The organism is Camelimonas sp. ID_303_24 (assembly GCF_053543495.1).
In genome coordinates this window covers 77,887-97,275 of the sequence record NZ_JBLLJM010000009.1, presented here as the reverse complement: position 1 = coordinate 97,275, position 19,389 = coordinate 77,887, and the positions used below count along the sequence as shown (strand labels likewise).

The window sequence follows — 19,389 nt, the reverse complement described above, 5'->3', positions numbered from 1 at the left end:
GTCCCTGCCGAAAGCCGGGGCCGACATGAGTGCCAACCACCACAGACCGGAAGCGATCCAGCGCGGCGCGCGCATGTTGCGCACCGCGCTCGGGCCGGCAATCGCGCGCCTGCTCGAAGACCCGGCCGTGGTCGAGGTGATGCTGAATCCCGATGGCCGGCTTTGGGCGGACCGGCTTTCCGAAGGGCTGGCCGATACGGGCGAGCGCCTGTCCGCCGCCGATGGCGAACGCATCGTGCGCCTGGTCGCGCATCATGTCGGCGCGGAAGTCCATGCCCGCAGCCCGCGCGTCTCGGCCGAGCTTCCCGAAACCGGGGAGCGGTTCGAGGGCCTGCTTCCGCCAGTCGTTGCCGCGCCCGCCTTCGCCATCCGCAAGCCTGCCGTCGCGGTGTTCAGTTTGGCCGATTATGTGGCGGCCGGCGTCATGTCCGCCGAGCAGGCGGAAACGCTGCGCGCCGCCGTCCAGTCCCGCGCCAATATCTTGGTGGCGGGCGGCACGTCCACCGGGAAGACCACACTGACCAACGCGCTGCTCGCCGAGGTGGCGAAGGGCGCGGATCGCGTCGTCATCATCGAGGACACCCGCGAGCTGCAATGCGCCGCGCCGAACCTTGTGGCGATGCGAACGAAGGATGGCGTCGTCAGCCTGTCGGACCTTGTGCGGTCCTCGCTGCGCCTGCGGCCCGACCGCATCCCCATCGGCGAGGTGCGCGGTCCTGAAGCCCTCGACCTGCTCAAAGCCTGGGGAACGGGACACCCCGGCGGCATCGGCACCATCCATGCCGGTTCCGGCATCGGCGCGCTGCGCCGCCTTGAACAGCTCATCCAGGAGGCTGTCGTCACGGTCCCGCGCGCCCTGATCGCGGAAACCATCGACCTTGTTGCCGTCCTTTCCGGGCGCGGTTCCGCGCGCCGGCTGGCTGAACTCGCCCGCGTCGAAGGGCTGGGGCCGGACGGCGATTACCGCATCACGCATCCCATCCCTTCGGCAATCCCCACCAACACAGGAGAATCTTCATGATCCGCACGTTTTCGCGCGGCTATCGCTTCGCCGCGACCGCCGCATCCACCCTTGCCATCAGCCTCATGCTCGCCCCGGCCGCCCATGCGTCGGGATCGTCGATGCCGTGGGAGCAGCCGCTTCAGCAAATCCTTCAGTCCATCGAGGGGCCGGTCGCCAAGATCGTCGCCGTCATCATCATCATCGCCACCGGCCTCACGTTGGCTTTCGGCGATACCAGCGGCGGGTTCAGGCGATTGATTCAGATCGTTTTCGGCCTGTCCATCGCCTTCGCGGCGTCGAGCTTTTTCCTGTCGTTCTTTAGCTTCGGCGGCGGGGCGCTCGTTTGATGGCGGGCGGCCTCGAACAACTGGACGCGGTGCCGGGCTTCACGGTCCTGGTCCACCGGGCGCTGACCGAGCATATCCTGCTCGGCGGCGCACCGCGCGCCATCGCCATCATGAACGGAACGCTGGCCGGGGCCGTGGGCCTCGGCCTGCGCCTCTGGCTGGTCGGCATCGCCATTTGGGCCATCGGGCATTTCGCGGCCGTGTGGGCGGCCAAGCGCGATCCCCAATTCGTCGAGGTCGGGCGCAGGCATCTGCGCATCCCCGGCCATCTGGCGGTGTGAGGGCGGGGCCATGATGAACCTTGCAGAATACCGCCGCACCGCATCCCGTCTCGCCGACTATCTGCCCTGGGCGGCATTGGTCGGCTCCGGCGTCGTCTTGAACAAGGACGGCTCATTCCAGCGCACCGCGAAGTTTCGCGGTCCCGATCTGGATTCCGCCGTCGCGGCCGAGCTGGTCGCGGTCGCCGGCCGCATCAACAACGCCGTGCGCCGCCTCGGATCGGGCTGGAGCATCTTCGTCGAGGCGCAGCGCAGCGAGGCCGCGACCTATCCCGACAGCATGTTTCCCGACGCGGCATCCGCGCTGGTCGATGCCGAGCGCAAAGCCGGTTTCGAGGAAGCAGGCGCGCATTATGTGTCGGGGTATTTCCTGACCTTTCTCTGGTTGCCGCCCGCCGAGGAAGCGGCAAGGGCGGAAAGCTGGCTCTATGAGGGCCGCGAGCAATCCGGGGTAAACCCGCACGAATTGCTGCGCGGTTTCGTGGACCGCACCGACCGCGTTCTGGCGCTGCTCGACGGCTTCATGCCGGAGTGCCGATGGCTCGATGACGCCGGCACGCTGACCTATCTCCATTCGACGGTTTCCACGAACCGGCATCGCGTGCGCGTGCCGGAAGTGCCGATGTATCTCGACGCGCTGCTGGCCGACCAGCCGCTGACCGGCGGGCTGGAGCCGCGCCTTGGCGGTGCGCATCTGCGCGTCCTGACCATCGTGGGATTCCCGACCGCGACGACGCCGGGCCTGCTCGACGAAATGAACCGGCTGCCGTTCCCCTACAGGTGGAGCACGCGGGCGATCCTGCTCGACAAGACCGATGCCACGCGCCTGCTCACCAGGATCAGGCGGCAATGGTTCGCCAAGCGGAAGTCTGTCGCCGCGATCCTCAAGGAAGTGATGACGAACGAGGCGTCCGCTCTGGTGGACACCGACGCAGCCAACAAGGCGCTCGACGCCGACATGGCCTTGCAGGAACTCGGGGCGGACGTGGCGGGTATGGCCTATGTCACCGCCACGGTGACGGTTTGGGACGATGATCCCCGCCTGGCCGATGAGAAATTGCGCCTGGTCGAGAAGATCGTTCAGGGCCGCGACTTCACCGCCATGGCCGAGACGGTCAACGCCGTTGACGCATGGCTCGGCAGCCTGCCGGGACATGCCTACGCCAACGTGCGCCAGCCGCCCATCAGCACTTTGAATCTCGCCCACATGATCCCGCTATCGGCGGTGTGGGCGGGGCCGGAACGGGACGAGCATTTCGGTGCACCCCCTTTGCTCTTTGGAAAGACCGAAGGCTCAACCCCGTTCCGGCTAAGTCTGCATGTCGGCGACGTAGGCCACACCCTTGTCGTCGGCCCCACGGGCGCGGGCAAATCCGTGTTGCTCGCCCTCATGGCCTTGCAGTTCCGGCGCTATGCGGCCAGCCAAGTCTTCGCCTTCGACTTCGGAGGCAGCATCCGCTCCGCCGCGCTCGCCATGGCAGGAGACTGGCACGATCTTGGCGGCGGGCTGACCGAAGGTTCGGACGCTTCCGTTTCGCTCCAGCCGCTCGCCCGCGTCCATGACACCTATGAGCGCGCATGGGCCGGCGACTGGATCGCCGCCATCCTCATGCGCGAGGGCATGACGATCACGCCGGAGGTGAAGGAGCATATCTGGACGGCCCTGACATCGCTGGCGTCCGCGCCGGTTGGCGAGCGCACCATCACCGGCCTCGCGGTCCTGTTGCAAAGCAACGACCTCAAACAAGCCCTTCGGCCTTATTGCGTCGGCGGCGCCTATGGCCGGTTGCTCGACGCGGAGACGGAACATCTTGGCGCGGCGGATGTGCAAGCCTTCGAGATCGAGGGCCTTGTCGGAACCGGCGCGGCCCCGGCGGTGCTGGCCTATCTCTTTCATCGCATCGGCGACCGGCTCGACGGGCGGCCCACGCTGCTCATCATCGACGAGGGCTGGCTTGCGCTGGACGACGAGGGGTTCGCCGGCCAGCTCCGCGAATGGCTCAAGACGTTGAGAAAAAAGAACGCCTCGGTCGTCTTCGCCACGCAGTCGCTATCCGACATCGACGGCAGCAACATCGCGCCCGCCATCATTGAAAGCTGCCCGACGCGGCTCCTGCTTCCGAACGAGCGCGCCATCGAGCCGCAGATTACCGCGATCTACAGGCGGTTCGGATTGAATGACCGCCAGATCGAGCTTGTCGCCCGCGCGACGCCGAAGCGGGAATACTACTGCCAGTCGCGGCGCGGCAATCGTCTGTTCGAGCTTGGCCTGTCCGAAGTCGGCCTCGCGCTCTGCGCCGCATCCGCCAAATCCGACCAGACGCTCATTGCGCAGATCGTCGCCGAACACGGCCGCGACGGCTTCCTCGCCGCATGGCTGCGCGAGCGCGGCGTCGATTGGGCGGCCGACCTGATCCCGAACCTCACCAATCTTGCCGACCGGACGGAATCCGCCGCGCCGGCCCGGCTCGATACCCACCCCACACAGGAGATTCTTCCATGACCTATTCCAAGAATGTCGGGGCCTCTGCCCTCGCGCTGGCGCTCGCCATGCCTGTCGCGCTTTCGCCCATGCTGGCAAGCCCGGCCCATGCGCAATTCGGTTTCGGCCGGATTGTTTATGACCCGAGCAACTATGCGCAAAACCTGCTCACCGCCGCTCGGACGCTGGAGCAGATCAATAACCAGATCACCAGCCTTCAGAACGAAGCGCAGATGCTCATCAATCAGGCCCGCAATCTGGCGAGCCTGCCGTATTCGTCGCTCCAGCAACTCCAGCAGAACGTCAGCCGCACCCAGCAGCTTCTCGGGCAGGCGCAGAATATCGCCTTCGAGGTCGGCCAGATCGACCAGGCGTTCCAGCAGCAATACGGCAACGTCTCGCTTTCAACGACCGACGCCCAGCTTGTCGCCGATGCGCGCAGCCGGTGGGAAAACACGGTCGGCGGCTTGCAGGACGCCATGCGCGTTCAGGCGGGCGCGGTCGGTAATATCGACACCAACCGCGCCGAGATGGCCGAGCTGGTCGGCCAGAGTCAGGGCGCAACCGGCGCGCTGCAAGCCACGCAGGCGGGCAACCAGCTTCTCGCCCTCCAGTCGCAACAGCTTTCCGACCTGATCGCGGTCATTTCCGCAAATGGCCGTGCCGACGCGCTGACGGAGGCGGAACGCGCCGCCGCCGCCGAGCAGGGCCGCGAACAGCGCCGCCGCTTCCTCACGCCGGGCAGCGGATACCAGCCGGGCAATGCGCAGATGTTCAACGGCAACAACTGACCGGGAGGCTCGCCATGGACGGCAAGATGCTGGCCCGCCTCGGGGCCGTGGTGTTCATCGCCATCGCCGTCACGGCGACCGCAATAGACATGGCGCGGAAGGACGAACCTTCCGCGCCGCCCCCCGCCTCGGCCTTCCAGTCGCCAGCCGATCCCCTGCGCGAAACCCTGCGCCGCTGCCAGCAGCTCGGCGAGGCGGCGACGAGTGACGCCGACTGCCTCGCCGCGTGGGCGCAATCCCGTGACCGCTTCCTCGGCCGCCCGTCAGCACCCGCCACGCCGCAATCCGGCGAAGGACGCTGACCATGGGGAACACCGGCGTCATCGACTCGTTTCTAGGGGTCTTCACCAGCTACATCGACAGCGGGTTTGGCCTGTTGTCCGGCGAAGTCGCCTTCATCGCCACCACGTTGATCGTCATCGACGTGACGCTCGCCGCGCTGTTTTGGGCCTGGGGCGCGGATGACGACATCATCGCCCGGCTGGTCAAAAAGACCCTGTTCGTCGGCGTCTTCGCCTACATCATCGGCAACTGGAACAACCTCGCGCGCATCGTCTTCGAGAGCTTCGCCGGCCTCGGCCTCATGGCGTCCGGCACCAGCTTTTCCGTCACCGACCTGATGCGGCCGGGCCGCGTCGCACAGACCGGCCTCGACGCGGGCCGCCCGCTGCTCGAATCCATTTCCGACCTGATGGGCTGGATCGCCTTCTTCGAGAACTTCATCCAGATCGCTTGCCTGCTGTTCGCATGGGCGCTGGTGGTGCTGGCCTTCTTCATTTTGAGCATCCAGCTTTTTGTCACCCTGATCGAGTTCAAATTGGTGACGCTCGCCGGCTTCGTGCTGATCCCCTTCGGCCTGTTCGGCAAGACCGCCTTCATGGCTGAGAAGGTCTTGGGCAACGTGGTGTCGTCCGGCATCAAGGTCTTGGTCCTTGCAGTCATCATCGGCATCGGCTCGACGCTGTTTTCGCAATTCACGGCCGGCTTCGGCGGTGCCACGCCGACCATCGACGACGCCATGGCAATCGTGCTGGCGGCCTTGGCGCTGCTCGGCCTCGGCATATTCGGGCCGGGCATCGCCCGGCATCGTGAGTGGTGGGCCGCAGCTCGGCGCGGGCGCGGCCGTGGGCACCGGCCTCGCTGCCGGCGGCATGGTGCTTGCGGGCGGCGCGGCCGCCGGTGGCGGGGCGATGCTTGCCGCGAAGGGCGGTGCCGCTGCCCTGTCCGGCGGGGCCGCGGCCGTTCGCGGCGGTGCCGCCACTGCGGGCGCGGCAACCGCAGCCTATAGCGTCGGCTCGCTCGGCCAGTCCGGCGCGGCAGGCGTCGCGTCTGGCCTCGGAGGCGTCGCCCGCGCCGCAGGTTCCGCCGCCATCTCGCCCCTCAAACGCGCCGCTGCCCGCGCTTCCGAGTCCGTCAAATCCAGCTTCTCCGCTGGCGCGAAGGCCGGCTTCGGCGCGACGGGCGGCGGCTCCACCATGGGAACGGTCGGCGGCGCAAGCACCGATGCAGCCGCCGCAGCATCCGGCCCGGCAGGCAGTCCCCCGGCCTGGGCGCAGCGGATGCGCCGCTCGCAGGCCGTGAACCACGGCACGACCATGGCCGCACACGCTGTCCGCTCCGGCGACGGCCACGGCGGCGGTTCCTCCATCAACCTTTCCGAAAGCGACCGCTCATGAGCATCTTCAAACGACCATCGACCCATTACGGCAAGACGCCGGAACCCGAGACGCCCTATCAAAAGGCCGCGCAGGCATGGGACGAGCGTATCGGCTCGGCCCGCGTTCAGGCGAAGAACTGGCGCTACATGGCCTTCGGCTCCCTGATCCTGTCGGCCGGATTCGCATCCGCGCTCGTGTGGCAATCGGCGCGCGGGACCGTGGTGCCGTGGGTGGTGCAGGTCGATAATCTCGGGCAGGCGCAGACCGTCGCGCCTGCGACCGCCGATTATCGGCCGACCGATCCGCAGATCGCGTTCCACCTCGGCCGCTTCATCGAGCAGGTCCGCGCGATCCCGTCCGACGCGATCATTGTCCGCCAGAACTGGCTTCGCGCCTATGAGTGGACGACCGACCGGGGCGCGGCGGCGTTGAACGATTACGCAAGGGCGAATGACCCCTTCGCCAAGGTCGGGCGGCAACAGGTCGCCGTCGAGGTGTCGAGCGTCATCCGGGCATCTCCGAACAGTTTCCGTGTCGCCTGGACCGAACGCCACTACGAGAACGGCCAGCTTTCCACGACCGAACGATGGACGGCCATCCTCACCATCGCCATCCAGCCGCCGCGCGACGCCGAACGGCTGCGCTCCAATCCGTTGGGCATCTATGTCAATGCAATCAACTGGTCGAGGGAGATGGGCCAATGACCCGCGCCATCAGCAAATCGACTGTCTCCGCGTTGCTCCTGTCCGCGACCATGCTGGCGGGCTGCGCCACCAACCGGACGCCGCAATTCAGCTATGACGCCAGCGTTCCGCCGTTGCCGACCGTGCAGGCCGCCGCGACGGATGACACGCCCCGGCCTCTGCATACGCCACCGGCCTGGACCGTGGCGCGGGGTGGCGAAGCAGCGGGAACGCCGGCGGGCCGTGTCGAGAACGCCAATGCCGCCGCCCGCGTCGAGCCGCGCCGGGAAGGCTATTACAACGCTGTCCAGATTTTCCCGTGGAGCGAAGGCGCGCTCTATCAGGTCTATGCGGCACCCGGTCAGATCACCAGCATCGCGCTTGAACCCGGCGAGTCGCTGACCGGCGCGGGACCGATTGCGGCGGGAGACACCGCCCGCTGGATTATCGGCGACACGGAATCCGGTTCGGGCGCGAACCGCCGCGTCCATATCCTCGTGAAGCCGACGCGACCCGACATCGCCACCAACCTTGTCGTGACCACCGACCGGCGCACTTACATGATCGAGCTGCGCGCACGGGAATCGCTCTACATGCCCGCCGTCGCCTGGGCCTATCCCGCGACGCCCGGCCAGCACCGAACCGTTCCGGCCGCGCCGATCATCCCCACCGAGGCGGCGCGGAACTATCGCTACGCCTTGCAGGTGCAGGGCGACAGCCCGCCATGGCGGCCGGTTTCCGTCTTCGACGATGGCCGGCGCGTCTATGTCGTCTTCCCGGCCGGGATCGTGCAGGGCGAGATGCCGCCCATCTTCGTGCTTGGCGCGAACGGCAAGCCGCAGATCGTCAATTCCCGAATCCATCAAAACGTCCTGATCGTGGACCGCCTGTTCGGCGCGGCCGAGCTGCGCCTTGGCAGCGGCAACCGCCAGCAGGTCGTCAGGATCGTCCGCACCAACCCGACGCAGGCCGCCGACGCGCAGCCCGCCAGCGCGACCGGAGGCTCCCCGTCATGACCGACAACACCATCACCGAAACCGCCGCGCCCATGCGCCTGCGCGCCGAAACGCCGCGCGTCACCCGCCTGTCCCGCAAGATGCTGGCGGGCGTCGGCGCGATTGCTTTGCTCGGTATCGGTGGGGCGCTGATCTATGCGCTCCAGACCCGCGACGGAGGGCCGGACGGCGGCGAACTCTACTCGACCAACAACCGGCAAACCGCCGATGGGCTGGCGGGCCTGCCGAGCGACTACAGCGGCCCGGTCCTGGGGCCGGCATTGCCGGGCGACCTCGGCCGTCCGATCCTCGATGCGCAGAACCGGGGCCAGCCGGTCGCGCCGCCCGTCATGACGACGCCCGCCGTCGATCCCGACGAACAGCGCCGTCTCGCCGAGGAAGAAGCCGCGCGCTTGAGCAACGTCTTTTTCCAGTCCGGCCCACGCACGGGATCGCCGGCCGGAACGGCCATGTCCGGCCTTGCCGGTCTTGGCCTTGGCGGCCAGCCGGACAGGCAGAACCGCCATACCGCTTTCCTCAATGGTCCGGTGGACCGGCAGACCGTTGCCCCGGATCGCGTCACGCCGCCGGCCTCGCCCTGGATACTACAGGCCGGGGCGGTGATCCCGGCCGCGCTCATCACCGGCATCCGCTCGGACCTGCCGGGGCAGATCACGGCGCAGGTGACGGAGAACGTCTATGACAGCCCGACCGGCAGCCTGCTCCTGATCCCGCAGGGAACGCGGATCATTGGTCAATACGATGATGGCGTGACCTTCGGCCAGCGCAGGGTGTTGCTGGTGTGGAATCGCCTGATCCTGCCGGGCGGCCGTTCCATCGTTCTGGAGCGCCTGCCGGGCGCGGACGCCAGCGGCTACGCCGGCCTTGAAGACGGGATCGACTACCACTGGTGGGATCTGATGAAGGCCGCAGGGCTGTCCATGCTGCTCGCGGTCGGAACCGAACTTGCCACCAGCGACGAGGACCGGCTTGTTCGAGCTATCCGTGACGGGGCGCAGGATACCGTCAATCAGGCGGGCCAGCAGATCGTGCAGCGCCAGTTGCAGGTTGCGCCGACGCTGACCATCCGGCCGGGCTTCCCGGTCAGGATCATCGTGACGCGCGACCTTGTGTTCGAGCCGGCAGGAGGCTGACCATGACCAAGCTGAAACTCGGCCCGCTGCCCGACGACAAGCCGGTGAAGGTGACGGTGGAGCTGCCCGCGCCGCTTCATCGCGATCTGATCGCCTATGCCGAGGTGCTGGCCCGCGAGCCGGGCCAGCCCGCCGCCGATCCCGTCAGGCTCATCGTGCCGATGCTGGAGCGGTTCATCGCCACGGATCGCGGCTTCGCCAAGGCACGGCGAACCGCAAGCTAGGACCGCCCGGCGGCAGGGGTGCCGCCAGCGCATCAACGCAAATGCGGCACGCTACAGGCCGCCGACCGCCCTCCATGGTTCGACTAATTCCGGGGCCTTCATCGCCCCGGAATCCACCAGAACCAAGGAGGATTCCATGTGCGCAGAGCGCCGCCGCGCCCGCAAAGGGCGGCCACGACAGCCGGTTCCCGAAACACTTCCCGACGATCTTTTCGACTATGCCGACGAACCCACGCCGGACGGCCGGGAGCGTCGCAGGTCGCCGCTTCGCATCGTGGATGTGGAATCGCTGCCCGTCTTCGACGACTGGCCGGAGAAGGTGCCGATCACCGAGGCAGAGCTTGAAATCTTCGAGCGGTATTTCGGTGATGTTCTCGACCGGCTGTTCGGCCCAATCGACGATCAGGGCTTGCCTTTGTTATCAACAGATGGTAACAATAAGCCATGAGCGAGGATCGTGACCCGAGCCTCGACACGCTTCTGGACCTCGACGGCCAGGTGCTTGTTGTCGATCCCGAGGGCGGCCATTGGGTGAAGTTCGTCGTCACCCGCGTTCCGGCATCGCCTTCAAGGCCGCACGGCCTCGATTATTCGCTCACGCTTCACGGGCCTTCGGGCGAACGGCTGGTCGGCTTCGACAATGCCCACCCGGTCGGCCGAGGCAGGCGGGGCGAGCCGATGGACCATCGGCACCGCCTCCAGACCGTGAAGCCCTACGCCTGGGAGGATGCGGCCACGCTGCTGGCCGATTTCTGGCAGGCGGTTGACGCGGTGTTGAAGGAGCGAGGCGTGATATGACCACATTGAAAGTCGGGATTGCCGACTACGAAGAAATGAAGGCCCGCACCATGCGGGTTGCAAGGGGCGAGGAAAAGCCCGCGCCCGACGATCCGAAGGTGTGGTTCACGTCTACGGAATCCTTCGCGCAAATCCTCTCCAGCGGGAACCGCGAGCTGCTGCGCGTCATCCATGAGCAGTCGCCCGGCTCACTGGAAGAACTGTCGCGGATCACGGGCCGGACCAAGCCGAGCCTGTCCCGGACCCTCAAGACGATGGCGGGTTACGGCCTTGTCCGCATGGAACCCGGCGAGGGCCGGAAGCTCATGCCGAAGGTGCTGCACGACCGCGTGGCGCTGGAGCTGCCGCTGATCGAGCGTCAGGCCGCGAAGGGAGGTGCGCTATGAATATGCAAAGTCCCCATGTCGCGCTGCGCGCCGCGCTCTACCTGCGCGTCTCGACGGCCCGGCAGGCCGAGCATGACGTGTCGATCCCCGACCAGAAGCGCCAGGGCGAAACCTATTGCGAGACGCGCGGCTACCAGCTTGTCGAGACATTCGTGGAGCCGGGCAACAGCGCCACGAACGACCGCCGCCCCGAGTTCCAGCGGATGATAGAGGCTGCGACCGCCAAGCCGGCATCGTTCGATGTCGTCGTGGTTCACAGCTTCTCGCGCTTCTTCCGCGACGAATTTGAAATGGAGTTCTATTACCGCAAGCTGGCGAAGAACGGCGTGAAGCTGGTTTCGATCACGCAGGAGCTTGGCGACGATCCGATCCATGACATGATGCGCCGGATCATGTCGCTGTTCGACGAATACCAGTCGAAGGAGAACGCCAAGCACGTCCTGCGCGCCTTGAAGGAGAACGCCCGGCAAGGCTTCTGGAACGGCTCGCTGCCGCCTATCGGCTACCGCGTCGTCGATGCCGAGCAGCGCGGCGCGAAGATGAAGAAGAAGCTGGAGATCGACCCGCTCCACGCCGACACCGTGCGGCTGATCTTCCGCCTCGCATCGGAGGGCGATGGCACGTCCGGCCCCATGGGTGTCAAGAACATCGTCAGCCACCTGAACAAGCACCGCATGCTCACCCGCAACGGCGGACGTTGGGGTATCGGCCAGCTTCACCGCGTCCTGACCCGGCGCACCTATATCGGTGAGCATCGCTTCAATCGTCGTTCCAAGAAGGGCGAGGTGAAGCCCGAGGAAGAAGTCGTCACCGTTGCCGTGCCGCCGCTGATCGAGCTTGAGGTATTCGAGGCGGTGCAGAGGCGCTTGCAGGTCAACAATCCGAAGGTGACGCCGCCGCGTGTCGTCAGCGGCCCGAACCTGCTGACCGGCATTTGCCATTGCGGCAACTGCGGCGGGGCCATGACGCTGCGCACCGGCAAGAACGGCCGCTATCGCTATTATGCCTGCTCGATCCGGGCGCGGCAGGGCGAAACGGGCTGCAAGGGTCGCGCGATCCCGATGGACAAGCTGGACCGCATCGTGGTCAGCCACATCGAGGAAAGGCTGCTCGACCCCGAGCGGATCGAAGACATTCTTGCCTCGCTTCTGGATCGCCGCCAGGAGGGCGTCGAGCGGCGCAGCCAGCACATCGCCGAGTTGAACCAGCGCGCGGCCGAGGCCGACAACCGCCTCAAGCGCCTCTATGACGCCATAGAAGCCGGTTCGCTCGACCCGGCCGAGTCTTCCCTTGGCGAGCGCATCGCGGGCCTCACGGCGCTACGGGATCAGGCGCGGGCCGATGCCACGCGGATAGAAGCCATGCTCGCCAGCTCCACCCACCAGCGCCTCACAGGGGCGGCCGTGCGGGAACTGGCGAGCGAAGCGCGCACCCGGCTCCGGCTCGATAAGGGCGGCTATCGGCGGGATCACGTCCGGGCCTTCGCGCAGCGCGTCGAGGTCGCGGACGACGCGATCTATCTCAAAGGGAACAAAAACGTCCTGTTGCGAACGCTGGTAGCAACAAAGGGAGGGAAATCGGCGGGAATCGGCGTTCCCGGTTTTATACCGAAGTGGCGGAGGGAGCGGGATTCGAACCCGCGATACGGTTGCCCGTATACACACTTTCCAGGCGTGCGCCTTCAACCACTCGGCCACCCCTCCGGAGCCGGGGCTGGCCCGGCTGTAGGAACCGGTCTGGCCAAAGCCATGTCCCTTTCGGGCAGCGTCCGGTTCTGGCGGCGATGTATACCGCAAGATGCGCCAAGCGCAAGGGGCGGCGGTCGACGTTGAGGGGCTGTCCACCAGCGATTGCCGCCCGCTAGCCTGTCGTGCGCCCTGAAGGCGCGGTGGCGGCTGTCCGTCATGACGCCCTCCGGTAGCCAGTACGCGGTTACCGGCGCGCCTGACCTTGCCGGATTTCACCGGAGCGATGCGCGCCCAGTCCTGGCGGGGGCCTGGGACGCCATGACCGGGCGTCGTGCCAGGGCGTGAAGGCGCCGGCTCACGGGCGACCTGCACATCGCCAGTGAGCGGGACGCCGGGACTTGCAGGATATACGGCGCTCCGTCCAGGCGACTCCATGTCCAAGTGATCTGGACTGATCGGGCCTGATGCACGGAGCCGTGCTGTGGCGTTTCCCCGGGGGGAGCGGATTCCCGGGGGGGCGGATCCGAAACGCCGGAGGGGCCTGGCGGCGGTGCTCCCCTGGGAAATCCTGGGGCGCTGCTGGCCATGGCTGGCGCCCGTGCGCGCCAGCGCGCCCTGGGGGAACAGGCCCGCAGGATCAATGGCGCTTGCCGGTGAAGCAGCTTGCCTGTGGAGGAGCTTGCCGGCGAGTTCCATTTGCTTGCGGGCGCCGCCCCGACCTGCGTCATGGGCAGATTTCATCGGGGACGTATGCCCTGGCGGCAGACGCCATGCGGGTGCCTGTCATGCGGGTGACTGCCGTGCGCGACCGCCGGGCCCGAGGGTCAGGCGGCCGGCGGGGCCGGCTGCGTTGGGGGCGGCGCGGTTTCCGCCTGGGGGGGCGGCTGTTGCGCTGGCGCCGTGGTTGCCGCTGGCTGCGTCGCAGGCTGCGCCGGGGTGGTTTCCTGCGTCGCAGCCTGCGACGGGGACGCCATCATCACCGGCTTGGGCGCGGCGACAATGCCATTGTCGCGAAACGCCTGTTGCACGGCGAGGTAAACCTTTCTGCGAATGATGAACTGCTTGCCGGCGCGCGCCTTGAACTTGCCGCGCACAAGCAGCGTACCGTCCTCCACATTGGCGATGCCCTGGCTCTTGAAGGTTTCCAGCAGGTCGTCCGCGAACTCCGGGTCGGTCGCCAGCTTGGCGCCGATCTGCTTGAAAAGTTTCCGGACCTGTTCGACGTCGGTGTCGAAGGCCACCCGGAACACCAGCTTTTCGATGACCCAGTCGCGGCTGAAGTTCTGGATCTTGCCGATCTGCCCATAGGGCACGGTGGCGATGGCCCCGCGCGGATGACGCAGGCTGACCGAGCGGATGGAAATGCGCTCGACCGTGCCCTTGGAGCCGGACGTCTCGATGTATTCGCCCATCCGGAATGCGTCGTCGATGAGGAAGAACAGGCCCGACACGATGTCCTTCACCAGGGTCTGTGAGCCGAAGCTGATCGCGAGGCCGAAGACGCTGAGGCCGGTGACGATTGGCCAGATGTTCATGCCCAGCAGAAGCAGGATGGTGAGGCCGGCCAGCAGGACAATCAGCGCCCGGGCGGTGCCCCCCAACAGGGGGAACAGCGTCTCCAGCCGCGTGCTGGGCGCATGAAGCTCATCGTTGTGGGCGGCGCTCTGGTGTCCCCGTCTGGTCAGACGTTCAAAGCCGATGCCCGTGGCGTTCCAGCCCCAGGCGGCGGCAACGGCGATGACGGCCAGCGAAATGGAACGCCATTCAGCCTCACCGGAGTGAACCCCCAGCGCCACCAGCGCCGGCAGGGCCCACTGGAAGCCAATGGCAATCAGCGCCAGCAGCACAAAGGCGAACCGGCTGGTGCGGTAAAGCGCCGTGAGGGGCACGCTGTCGGTGGTGGTGCGCTCCCGCTCCCTGGCCCACTCCGCCAGCATGGCGTCGATATGTGGGGTCAGCAGCAACAGCAGCAGTGTCAGCAGCAGCGGCAGGCCAGGCAGGGGGTGCGCCACGGTGATGGAGATTTGCAGGGCGGTAAATGTGCCAACGGCCGCGATCATCGCAATGAATGGCCAGGCGATGGCGAAGCGGAGCCGGCCCACCGTCCTCGGCGGCGGCCCGGCGACCGCCGCAGTGACGGGCTGGCGAAACCACCAGTAGGCGAACACGCTGATGACAAGGACAGGTATGCTGACGAGAACTGACGTGGCGATGTCAATCAGGCCAGGGCTGGCGCGCAGGCCCCGCAAGGTCGATATGGTGGCAAGGCCAAGGACGCCCCAGATGAACGCGGCGCTCACCAGTTCGCTGAACCTGCGAAGCCGCCGGCGCGCCAGCGTCGGGGCCCAGCTGGCGGAAAGAATGGTGGTGAAGGCGTGTCGCCCGGCAAGGCCGACGATGGCGGCGCCGCTCCACAGGATGATGAGCTGCCGCGTCGGCACATCGCGGGTGACGATCCGGCTGGCGATGATGACCGCGACGACGGCGAGCAGGATGGCGCCGGTCGCCCTCAGCAGCCTGCCGAAGCGCGCGCCGCGCCGAACCATGATCTCGCGGGCGATCAGCAGCGCCACCACGCCGCCGGCGGCCGAGAGGGCGGCGACCAGCACGGTCAGGAGCGGATTGCGTCCGTCAGCGTGCATGGAGACCAGCAGATCGGCCCAGTCGGAGCCGATCCGGTAGGTGTTGCCGATGCGGCGCAGGATGCCCTCGTGCAGCACCGTGGCGATCTGGTTGACGCCTTCGGCGACTGCATTTGCGTCGGTTTCGATCTCGTCTGGGGACTGTCCCTGCGCCACGCCGGTCGCTCCTGTATCGCCGATATTCTGATGGCGTTTTCACCGTAGCCGCGCACCGTGAAAACGTCTCGTGTTCCTTGCATGGAGCCTTTTGGGGCAAGACGGCGCCGGCCTTGCGTGAAAGCCGCCGGCGTCTCCCCAGCTCCAGTTCAGTCGCGCATCGCAACCTGACTGGCTCCCCGATGTCGTTGTGAAGCGCGCGCAAGTGATTATCAAGCAGGGCGCGCGGTCTTCTGGCAGGACGGTTTACGGGCGGCCCGCCATTGCCGGGCGCGGTAACTTGCGCGCGGGCGGTGTTGCGCGCCGGCGGATGCGGGGCGGCGTCCGTACAGCGCGCCGGAACATGATGCTGGCGGGGAGGCAACGTCCTGCCGGCTGGCCAATGCACCCCTTCCTTGCGTATGCTGGCGGCGTTTTTGGGTATTTTTCAATAAAATGCCAAAATTTGAAAGAGGTTGTTGAATTTTACATGCTGGATTTTCTGAGCGTCAGGACGGAATGGCCGTGGCTGGATACGGTCATCTTCGTCGGTGGGTTGCTGCTGCTGGCCCTGGTGGTGAATTTTGCCATGAAGAGCCTGCTGCTGCGGGGCTACAACCGGGTGATGGCGCGCACCGCCCTGGGGCGGGATCCGGAACTCCGGCGCCACCGCGTGCTGGAGCGGCTGGCGCTGGCTGCGCCGGCGCTGGTGATCTCGGCCGGGGTCGGCCTGACGCCGCACGCGCCTGAAGCGTTTGTCACCGTAGCCCGCAATGTCGCCAATGCGGTGATTGTGCTGGCCCTGGGGCTGGCCGCCGGCGCGGCCCTCGATCTTGTGGACGTTGTCTATCACCGGCGTCCCGAGGCGCGGAAGCGGCCGATGAAGGGCTATTTCCAGATCCTGAAGATCGCGCTCTATGTCATCATGGCGCTGCTGATGATCGCGACGATCATCGACCGCTCGCCGATCATCCTGCTGTCAGGTCTGGGCGCCATGGCGGCGGTGCTGATCCTGGTGTTTCAGGACACCCTGCTGTCGCTGGTGGCCGGCATCCAGATTTCATCCACGGACATGGTGCGGGTTGGCGACTGGATCGAGGCGCCGGCGGAGGGCGCCGATGGGGATGTGATCGAGATCGCCCTGCACACGGTGAAGGTGCAGAACTGGGACAAGACCATCACCACCGTGCCGATCCGGAAACTGGTCACCGGCAGTTTCAGGAACTGGCGCGGCATGCGCGAGGCCGGTGGCCGCCGCATCAAGCGCGCCCTGAACCTTGACCAGACCAGCATCCGCTTTCTCGATGCGGAGGATGTGCGCCGCCTCGGCGCATTGCGCCTGCTGAGGGACCATCTGGCCCGCAAGCAGGTGGATATCCTGCAATGGAACGAACAGCTTGGCGCGAATGACGCGGCGCCGGCCAACTGTCGTCGCCTCACCAATATCGGCGCGTTTCGCGCCTATGTGGAGGCTTATCTGCGCACGCATGCGCAATTGCGCCAGGATCTGACAATCATGGCGCGGCAGTTGCCGCCCGGGCCGGAGGGGCTGCCCATGGAGGTGTATTGCTTCACCGATACGGTGGTCTGGACGGAATATGAAGGCATTCAGGCCGACATCTTCGACCACCTGTACGCCATCCTGCCGGAGTTCGACCTGCGGGTGTTCCAGAGCCCGGCGGGCGCTGACCTGCGGGCCATGTCGGCCGGGACCGGGCGACGACGGCCGGCGGAGCGCATGGGCGGCCACGCCCGCGCGATGGCTGGGGCTGGAGCCGACGCGGAGTGATCCGGCTGTTGCCGGACCTGCGCGCGCTTGCGGCGCTGGCAGTCGTTGCGGCCGCCGCATTCAGAACGGGGAGGTTTCGTCCCTGTCGCGCTTGCGGAACGCCAGCATCATGACAAAGCCGCCGACCAGGCCCGTGATGGAGGCTGGCGCCGCCAGGGCCGTGGTCACCGCGCCGCCGGCCAGGGCGCCGGCGATTCCCGAAACGCTGGCGGTGAGGCGGTCGCCGCCAGCGGTGACGATGGCGTCGAGCGCGCCGTGCAGCGTCACCGGGGACCAGGCGTCATTGGCCAGGTAGCGCGTCACGTCAATGACCAGCGCAACGAACCCGCCGACAACCGAGAGGAAGCCCAGAAATCTCAGGATCGCGCGCATGTTCCCCAACCGTTGCCGAGCGGATTGTGTCCCCGCGAAGCACTGCTTCGCTACGGGAAAATACTTCAGTTCAAGGAGATGGGGCAAATGTCCGGCGTCGCCGGAGCAGGTTTGCCGCCGCCATTCGGGCGACAGCGCCGCCGTGACAAGGATGGCGTTATCAGGCCCGGAGCGCTACACCCTCTGGCGCACAGGGTAAACAGGCGGGCCGATTCCGCGTCAAGCAAGGGTTAAGGTAGGGCATGGCCTGGTCGCCGCAGCAGGAAGACGCTCTCAACGCCGTCGCGCGCTGGCTGAAGAAGGGCTCCCCCCAGGTATTCCGCCTGTTCGGTTACGCCGGCACGGGCAAGACCACCCTGGCCCGCCACATCGCGGAAGGCGTTGACGGCGAAGTGGCGTTCGGCGCGTTCACCGGCAAGGCCGCCCTGGTCATGCGCTCCAAGGGCTGCACCGACGCGGCCACCATCCACTCCATGATCTACCGTTCGCGCGGGGTGGAGGAGGAGGCGCCGACCTTCGTCATCAACCACAGCGGCAACGCCTCGAAGGCCAGCCTGATCATCATCGATGAATGCTCGATGGTTGATGAGGAGCTGGGCCGCGATCTCGAATCGTTCAACACGCCGATTCTGGTGCTGGGCGACCCGGCGCAGTTGCCGCCCGTGAAAGGCGGCGGCTATTTCACCGCCGACGCGCCGGATGTGATGCTGACCGAAGTGCACCGTCAGGCCAAGGATGATCCCATCGTCCACCTGTCGATGATCGCCCGCGAGGGCGGCGACATCGCTTTGGGCGACTACGGCGAAACCCGCGTCATCTCCCGGCGCGACATCGACGCCGGGGCCATTCTGGCGGCGGACCAGGTGCTGGTGGGCATGAACCGCACCCGCAGGCTTTATAACGGCCGGATCCGCGAGCTGCTCGGCTACCGCGACCCCATGCCAGGCGTTGGGGAGAAGCTGGTTTGCCTGCGTAACGACCGCGCCAAGGGCCTGCTGAACGGCGGCGTTTTCAGGGTGCGCAGCAATCGCGGCGAGTCGAAGGGCCTGGTGCAGCTCACCGTGCAGCCGGATGAAGACATTGGCGGCCGCTCGGCCAAGGTGAAGGTGCTGCGCGAATTCTTCGAGGGCGGGGAGGAAGCGCTGCCCTGGGAGATCCGCCGCCGCTCGGATGAATTCGACTATGGCTATGCCCTGACGGTGCACAAATCCCAGGGCTCGCAATGGGACAATGTGGTGCTGTTCGATGAAAGCTACGCGTTTCGCGAGCACCGCCACCGCTGGCTTTACACCGCCATCACCCGCGCGGCGCGCAAGCTGACGGTGGTGGTGTGATGTTTTCGGCGATGGGCTGTATGGCGCGGCGGGCTGGCCAGCAGCCTGTTCAGATCATGACGTAGTTTTTGAACAGCAGGTCGATCTCGTGGACGTCATTCCGGTGTTGGGATTCGAACACTGTCGCCTGAATGTTGGTGCATGGCGTGAAATTGTTGACCGTCAAGGTTCCGATCGTATTGCTGCCCGTTACGGTGAAGTCGGCGCCGCCCGCCCACCATGGATACCGGGTTCCATCCTTGCCCTGGCCTATGTAGATGGTGCTGCTGCAGGGCGCCATGCCGGGTGTGGTGACGATGACATTGACGCCAAAGAAGAAATACATGCCCCCAGGTCGGGTCGATGTGTATGGCGCGAAGATATGATCCCAGCCGCCGCAGGCATTGATGAAGGACGACTGGATATCGCTGCTCGCGCCTCCGTCGGCGTTCTGGTTAATGAACCACGATACAATGCTTGGGTCATCTCCGGCATGAGGCCCGTCAAGGCTTGGTTCGCTTGCGCCAGAGGATTGTTGTATGGAGCCTGGCGCGATTTGAAGCGTGATGAGGCTGGATGTCTGAAGGTACAGTTGTTGCGAGTCGCTTTGACTGGTGACGGGTGGCATGTGCATTCTCCAGTTTCTGG

General features: G+C 66.4%; 19 protein-coding genes, 1 tRNA gene and 2 pseudogenes. 17 read left to right on the top strand and 5 right to left on the bottom strand.

From position 1 onward, the window contains the following. Positions 1-25 precede the first annotated feature (25 nt). The 15 genes and pseudogenes from trbB to ACERNI_RS10405 form a co-directional block, all read left to right on the top strand. A complete protein-coding gene (gene trbB, locus ACERNI_RS10475; RefSeq protein WP_448833235.1) occupies positions 26-1,021 on the top strand; it encodes a P-type conjugative transfer ATPase TrbB in 996 nt (331 codons plus the stop codon). Beyond that, positions 1,018-1,350, top strand: a complete 333-nt coding sequence (locus ACERNI_RS10470) for a TrbC/VirB2 family protein (protein ID WP_448833234.1) — start codon at positions 1,018-1,020, stop codon at positions 1,348-1,350. Before trbB ends, ACERNI_RS10470 begins: the two co-directional genes overlap by 4 nt. Continuing rightward, positions 1,350-1,631 carry a VirB3 family type IV secretion system protein gene (locus tag ACERNI_RS10465; protein WP_448833233.1) on the top strand — a complete coding sequence of 94 codons (282 nt, stop codon included), beginning with the start codon at positions 1,350-1,352 and terminating at the stop codon, positions 1,629-1,631. Before ACERNI_RS10470 ends, ACERNI_RS10465 begins: the two co-directional genes overlap by 1 nt. Positions 1,632-1,641: 10 nt before the next feature. Continuing rightward, positions 1,642-4,134, top strand: a complete 2,493-nt coding sequence (trbE, locus tag ACERNI_RS10460; protein WP_448833232.1) for a conjugal transfer protein TrbE — start codon at positions 1,642-1,644, stop codon at positions 4,132-4,134. Beyond that, on the top strand, positions 4,131-4,904 hold the full coding sequence (trbJ, locus tag ACERNI_RS10455) for a P-type conjugative transfer protein TrbJ (RefSeq protein ID WP_448833231.1): 774 nt from the start codon (positions 4,131-4,133) through the stop codon (positions 4,902-4,904). The genes trbE and trbJ overlap by 4 nt, the downstream gene beginning before the upstream one ends. Before the next feature lie 14 nt (positions 4,905-4,918). Then, complete coding sequence (gene trbK-alt, locus ACERNI_RS10450; protein ID WP_448833230.1) at positions 4,919-5,206, top strand: putative entry exclusion protein TrbK-alt; 288 nt, start codon at positions 4,919-4,921, stop codon at positions 5,204-5,206. Between the two features lie 2 nt (positions 5,207-5,208). Further along, a pseudogene (trbL, locus tag ACERNI_RS10445) lies at positions 5,209-6,580 on the top strand (P-type conjugative transfer protein TrbL). Beyond that, positions 6,577-7,266: a conjugal transfer protein TrbF gene (trbF, locus tag ACERNI_RS10440; protein ID WP_448833229.1), complete on the top strand. Its 690-nt coding sequence runs from the start codon at positions 6,577-6,579 to the stop codon at positions 7,264-7,266. The pseudogene trbL and the gene trbF overlap by 4 nt, the downstream one beginning before the upstream one ends. Then, positions 7,263-8,261, top strand: coding sequence for a P-type conjugative transfer protein TrbG (gene trbG / locus ACERNI_RS10435; protein WP_448833228.1), 999 nt, complete (start codon positions 7,263-7,265; stop codon positions 8,259-8,261). Before trbF ends, trbG begins: the two co-directional genes overlap by 4 nt. After that, a complete protein-coding gene (locus ACERNI_RS10430) occupies positions 8,258-9,394 on the top strand; it encodes a TrbI/VirB10 family protein (RefSeq protein WP_448833227.1) in 1,137 nt (378 codons plus the stop codon). Before trbG ends, ACERNI_RS10430 begins: the two co-directional genes overlap by 4 nt. A 2-nt stretch (positions 9,395-9,396) precedes the next feature. After that, entirely contained in the window at positions 9,397-9,618 is a 222-nt protein-coding gene (locus tag ACERNI_RS10425; protein WP_448833226.1) for a DUF2274 domain-containing protein, read from the top strand. A gap of 136 nt (positions 9,619-9,754) precedes the next feature. Then, on the top strand, positions 9,755-10,066 hold the full coding sequence (locus ACERNI_RS10420; RefSeq protein ID WP_448833225.1) for a hypothetical protein: 312 nt from the start codon (positions 9,755-9,757) through the stop codon (positions 10,064-10,066). Continuing rightward, the gene (locus ACERNI_RS10415; RefSeq protein ID WP_448833224.1) at positions 10,063-10,416 is read left to right on the top strand and encodes a toxin-antitoxin system TumE family protein; all 354 of its coding nucleotides are present in this window, start codon (positions 10,063-10,065) and stop codon (positions 10,414-10,416) included. The genes ACERNI_RS10420 and ACERNI_RS10415 overlap by 4 nt, the downstream gene beginning before the upstream one ends. Beyond that, entirely contained in the window at positions 10,413-10,802 is a 390-nt protein-coding gene (locus tag ACERNI_RS10410) for an HVO_A0114 family putative DNA-binding protein (protein WP_448833223.1), read from the top strand. The genes ACERNI_RS10415 and ACERNI_RS10410 overlap by 4 nt, the downstream gene beginning before the upstream one ends. Next, positions 10,799-11,839: pseudogene (locus ACERNI_RS10405) on the top strand (recombinase family protein); the annotation flags it as partial. The gene ACERNI_RS10410 and the pseudogene ACERNI_RS10405, both read left to right, overlap by 4 nt. 282 nt (positions 11,840-12,121) lie before the next feature. On the opposite strand, the gene ACERNI_RS10400 reads toward ACERNI_RS10405, so the two are convergent. From ACERNI_RS10400 to ACERNI_RS10390, 3 genes are all read right to left on the bottom strand, one after another. Then, positions 12,122-12,274, bottom strand: coding sequence for a hypothetical protein (locus ACERNI_RS10400; protein ID WP_448833222.1), 153 nt, complete (start codon positions 12,272-12,274; stop codon positions 12,122-12,124). Between the two features lie 141 nt (positions 12,275-12,415). Beyond that, positions 12,416-12,505 (bottom strand) — tRNA-Ser (locus tag ACERNI_RS10395). 809 nt (positions 12,506-13,314) lie between these two features. Continuing rightward, complete coding sequence (locus ACERNI_RS10390; protein WP_448833221.1) at positions 13,315-15,288, bottom strand: mechanosensitive ion channel family protein; 1,974 nt, start codon at positions 15,286-15,288, stop codon at positions 13,315-13,317. Between the two features lie 469 nt (positions 15,289-15,757). Between ACERNI_RS10390 and ACERNI_RS10385 the strand changes: the two genes are divergently transcribed. Continuing rightward, positions 15,758-17,056, top strand: coding sequence for a mechanosensitive ion channel family protein (locus tag ACERNI_RS10385; RefSeq protein ID WP_448833220.1), 1,299 nt, complete (start codon positions 15,758-15,760; stop codon positions 17,054-17,056). A 60-nt stretch (positions 17,057-17,116) separates the two neighbouring features. Here ACERNI_RS10385 and ACERNI_RS10380 read toward each other — a convergent pair whose 3' ends face one another. After that, entirely contained in the window at positions 17,117-17,428 is a 312-nt protein-coding gene (locus ACERNI_RS10380; RefSeq protein ID WP_448833219.1) for a hypothetical protein, read from the bottom strand. Positions 17,429-17,670: 242 nt separating this feature from the next. Here ACERNI_RS10380 and ACERNI_RS10375 point away from each other — a divergent pair, with 242 nt between their 5' ends. Beyond that, positions 17,671-18,762: an ATP-dependent DNA helicase gene (locus ACERNI_RS10375; RefSeq protein ID WP_448833218.1), complete on the top strand. Its 1,092-nt coding sequence runs from the start codon at positions 17,671-17,673 to the stop codon at positions 18,760-18,762. Between the two features lie 49 nt (positions 18,763-18,811). Here ACERNI_RS10375 and ACERNI_RS10370 read toward each other — a convergent pair whose 3' ends face one another. Next, a complete protein-coding gene (locus tag ACERNI_RS10370; protein ID WP_448833217.1) occupies positions 18,812-19,369 on the bottom strand; it encodes a hypothetical protein in 558 nt (185 codons plus the stop codon). Positions 19,370-19,389: the final 20 nt, after the last annotated feature.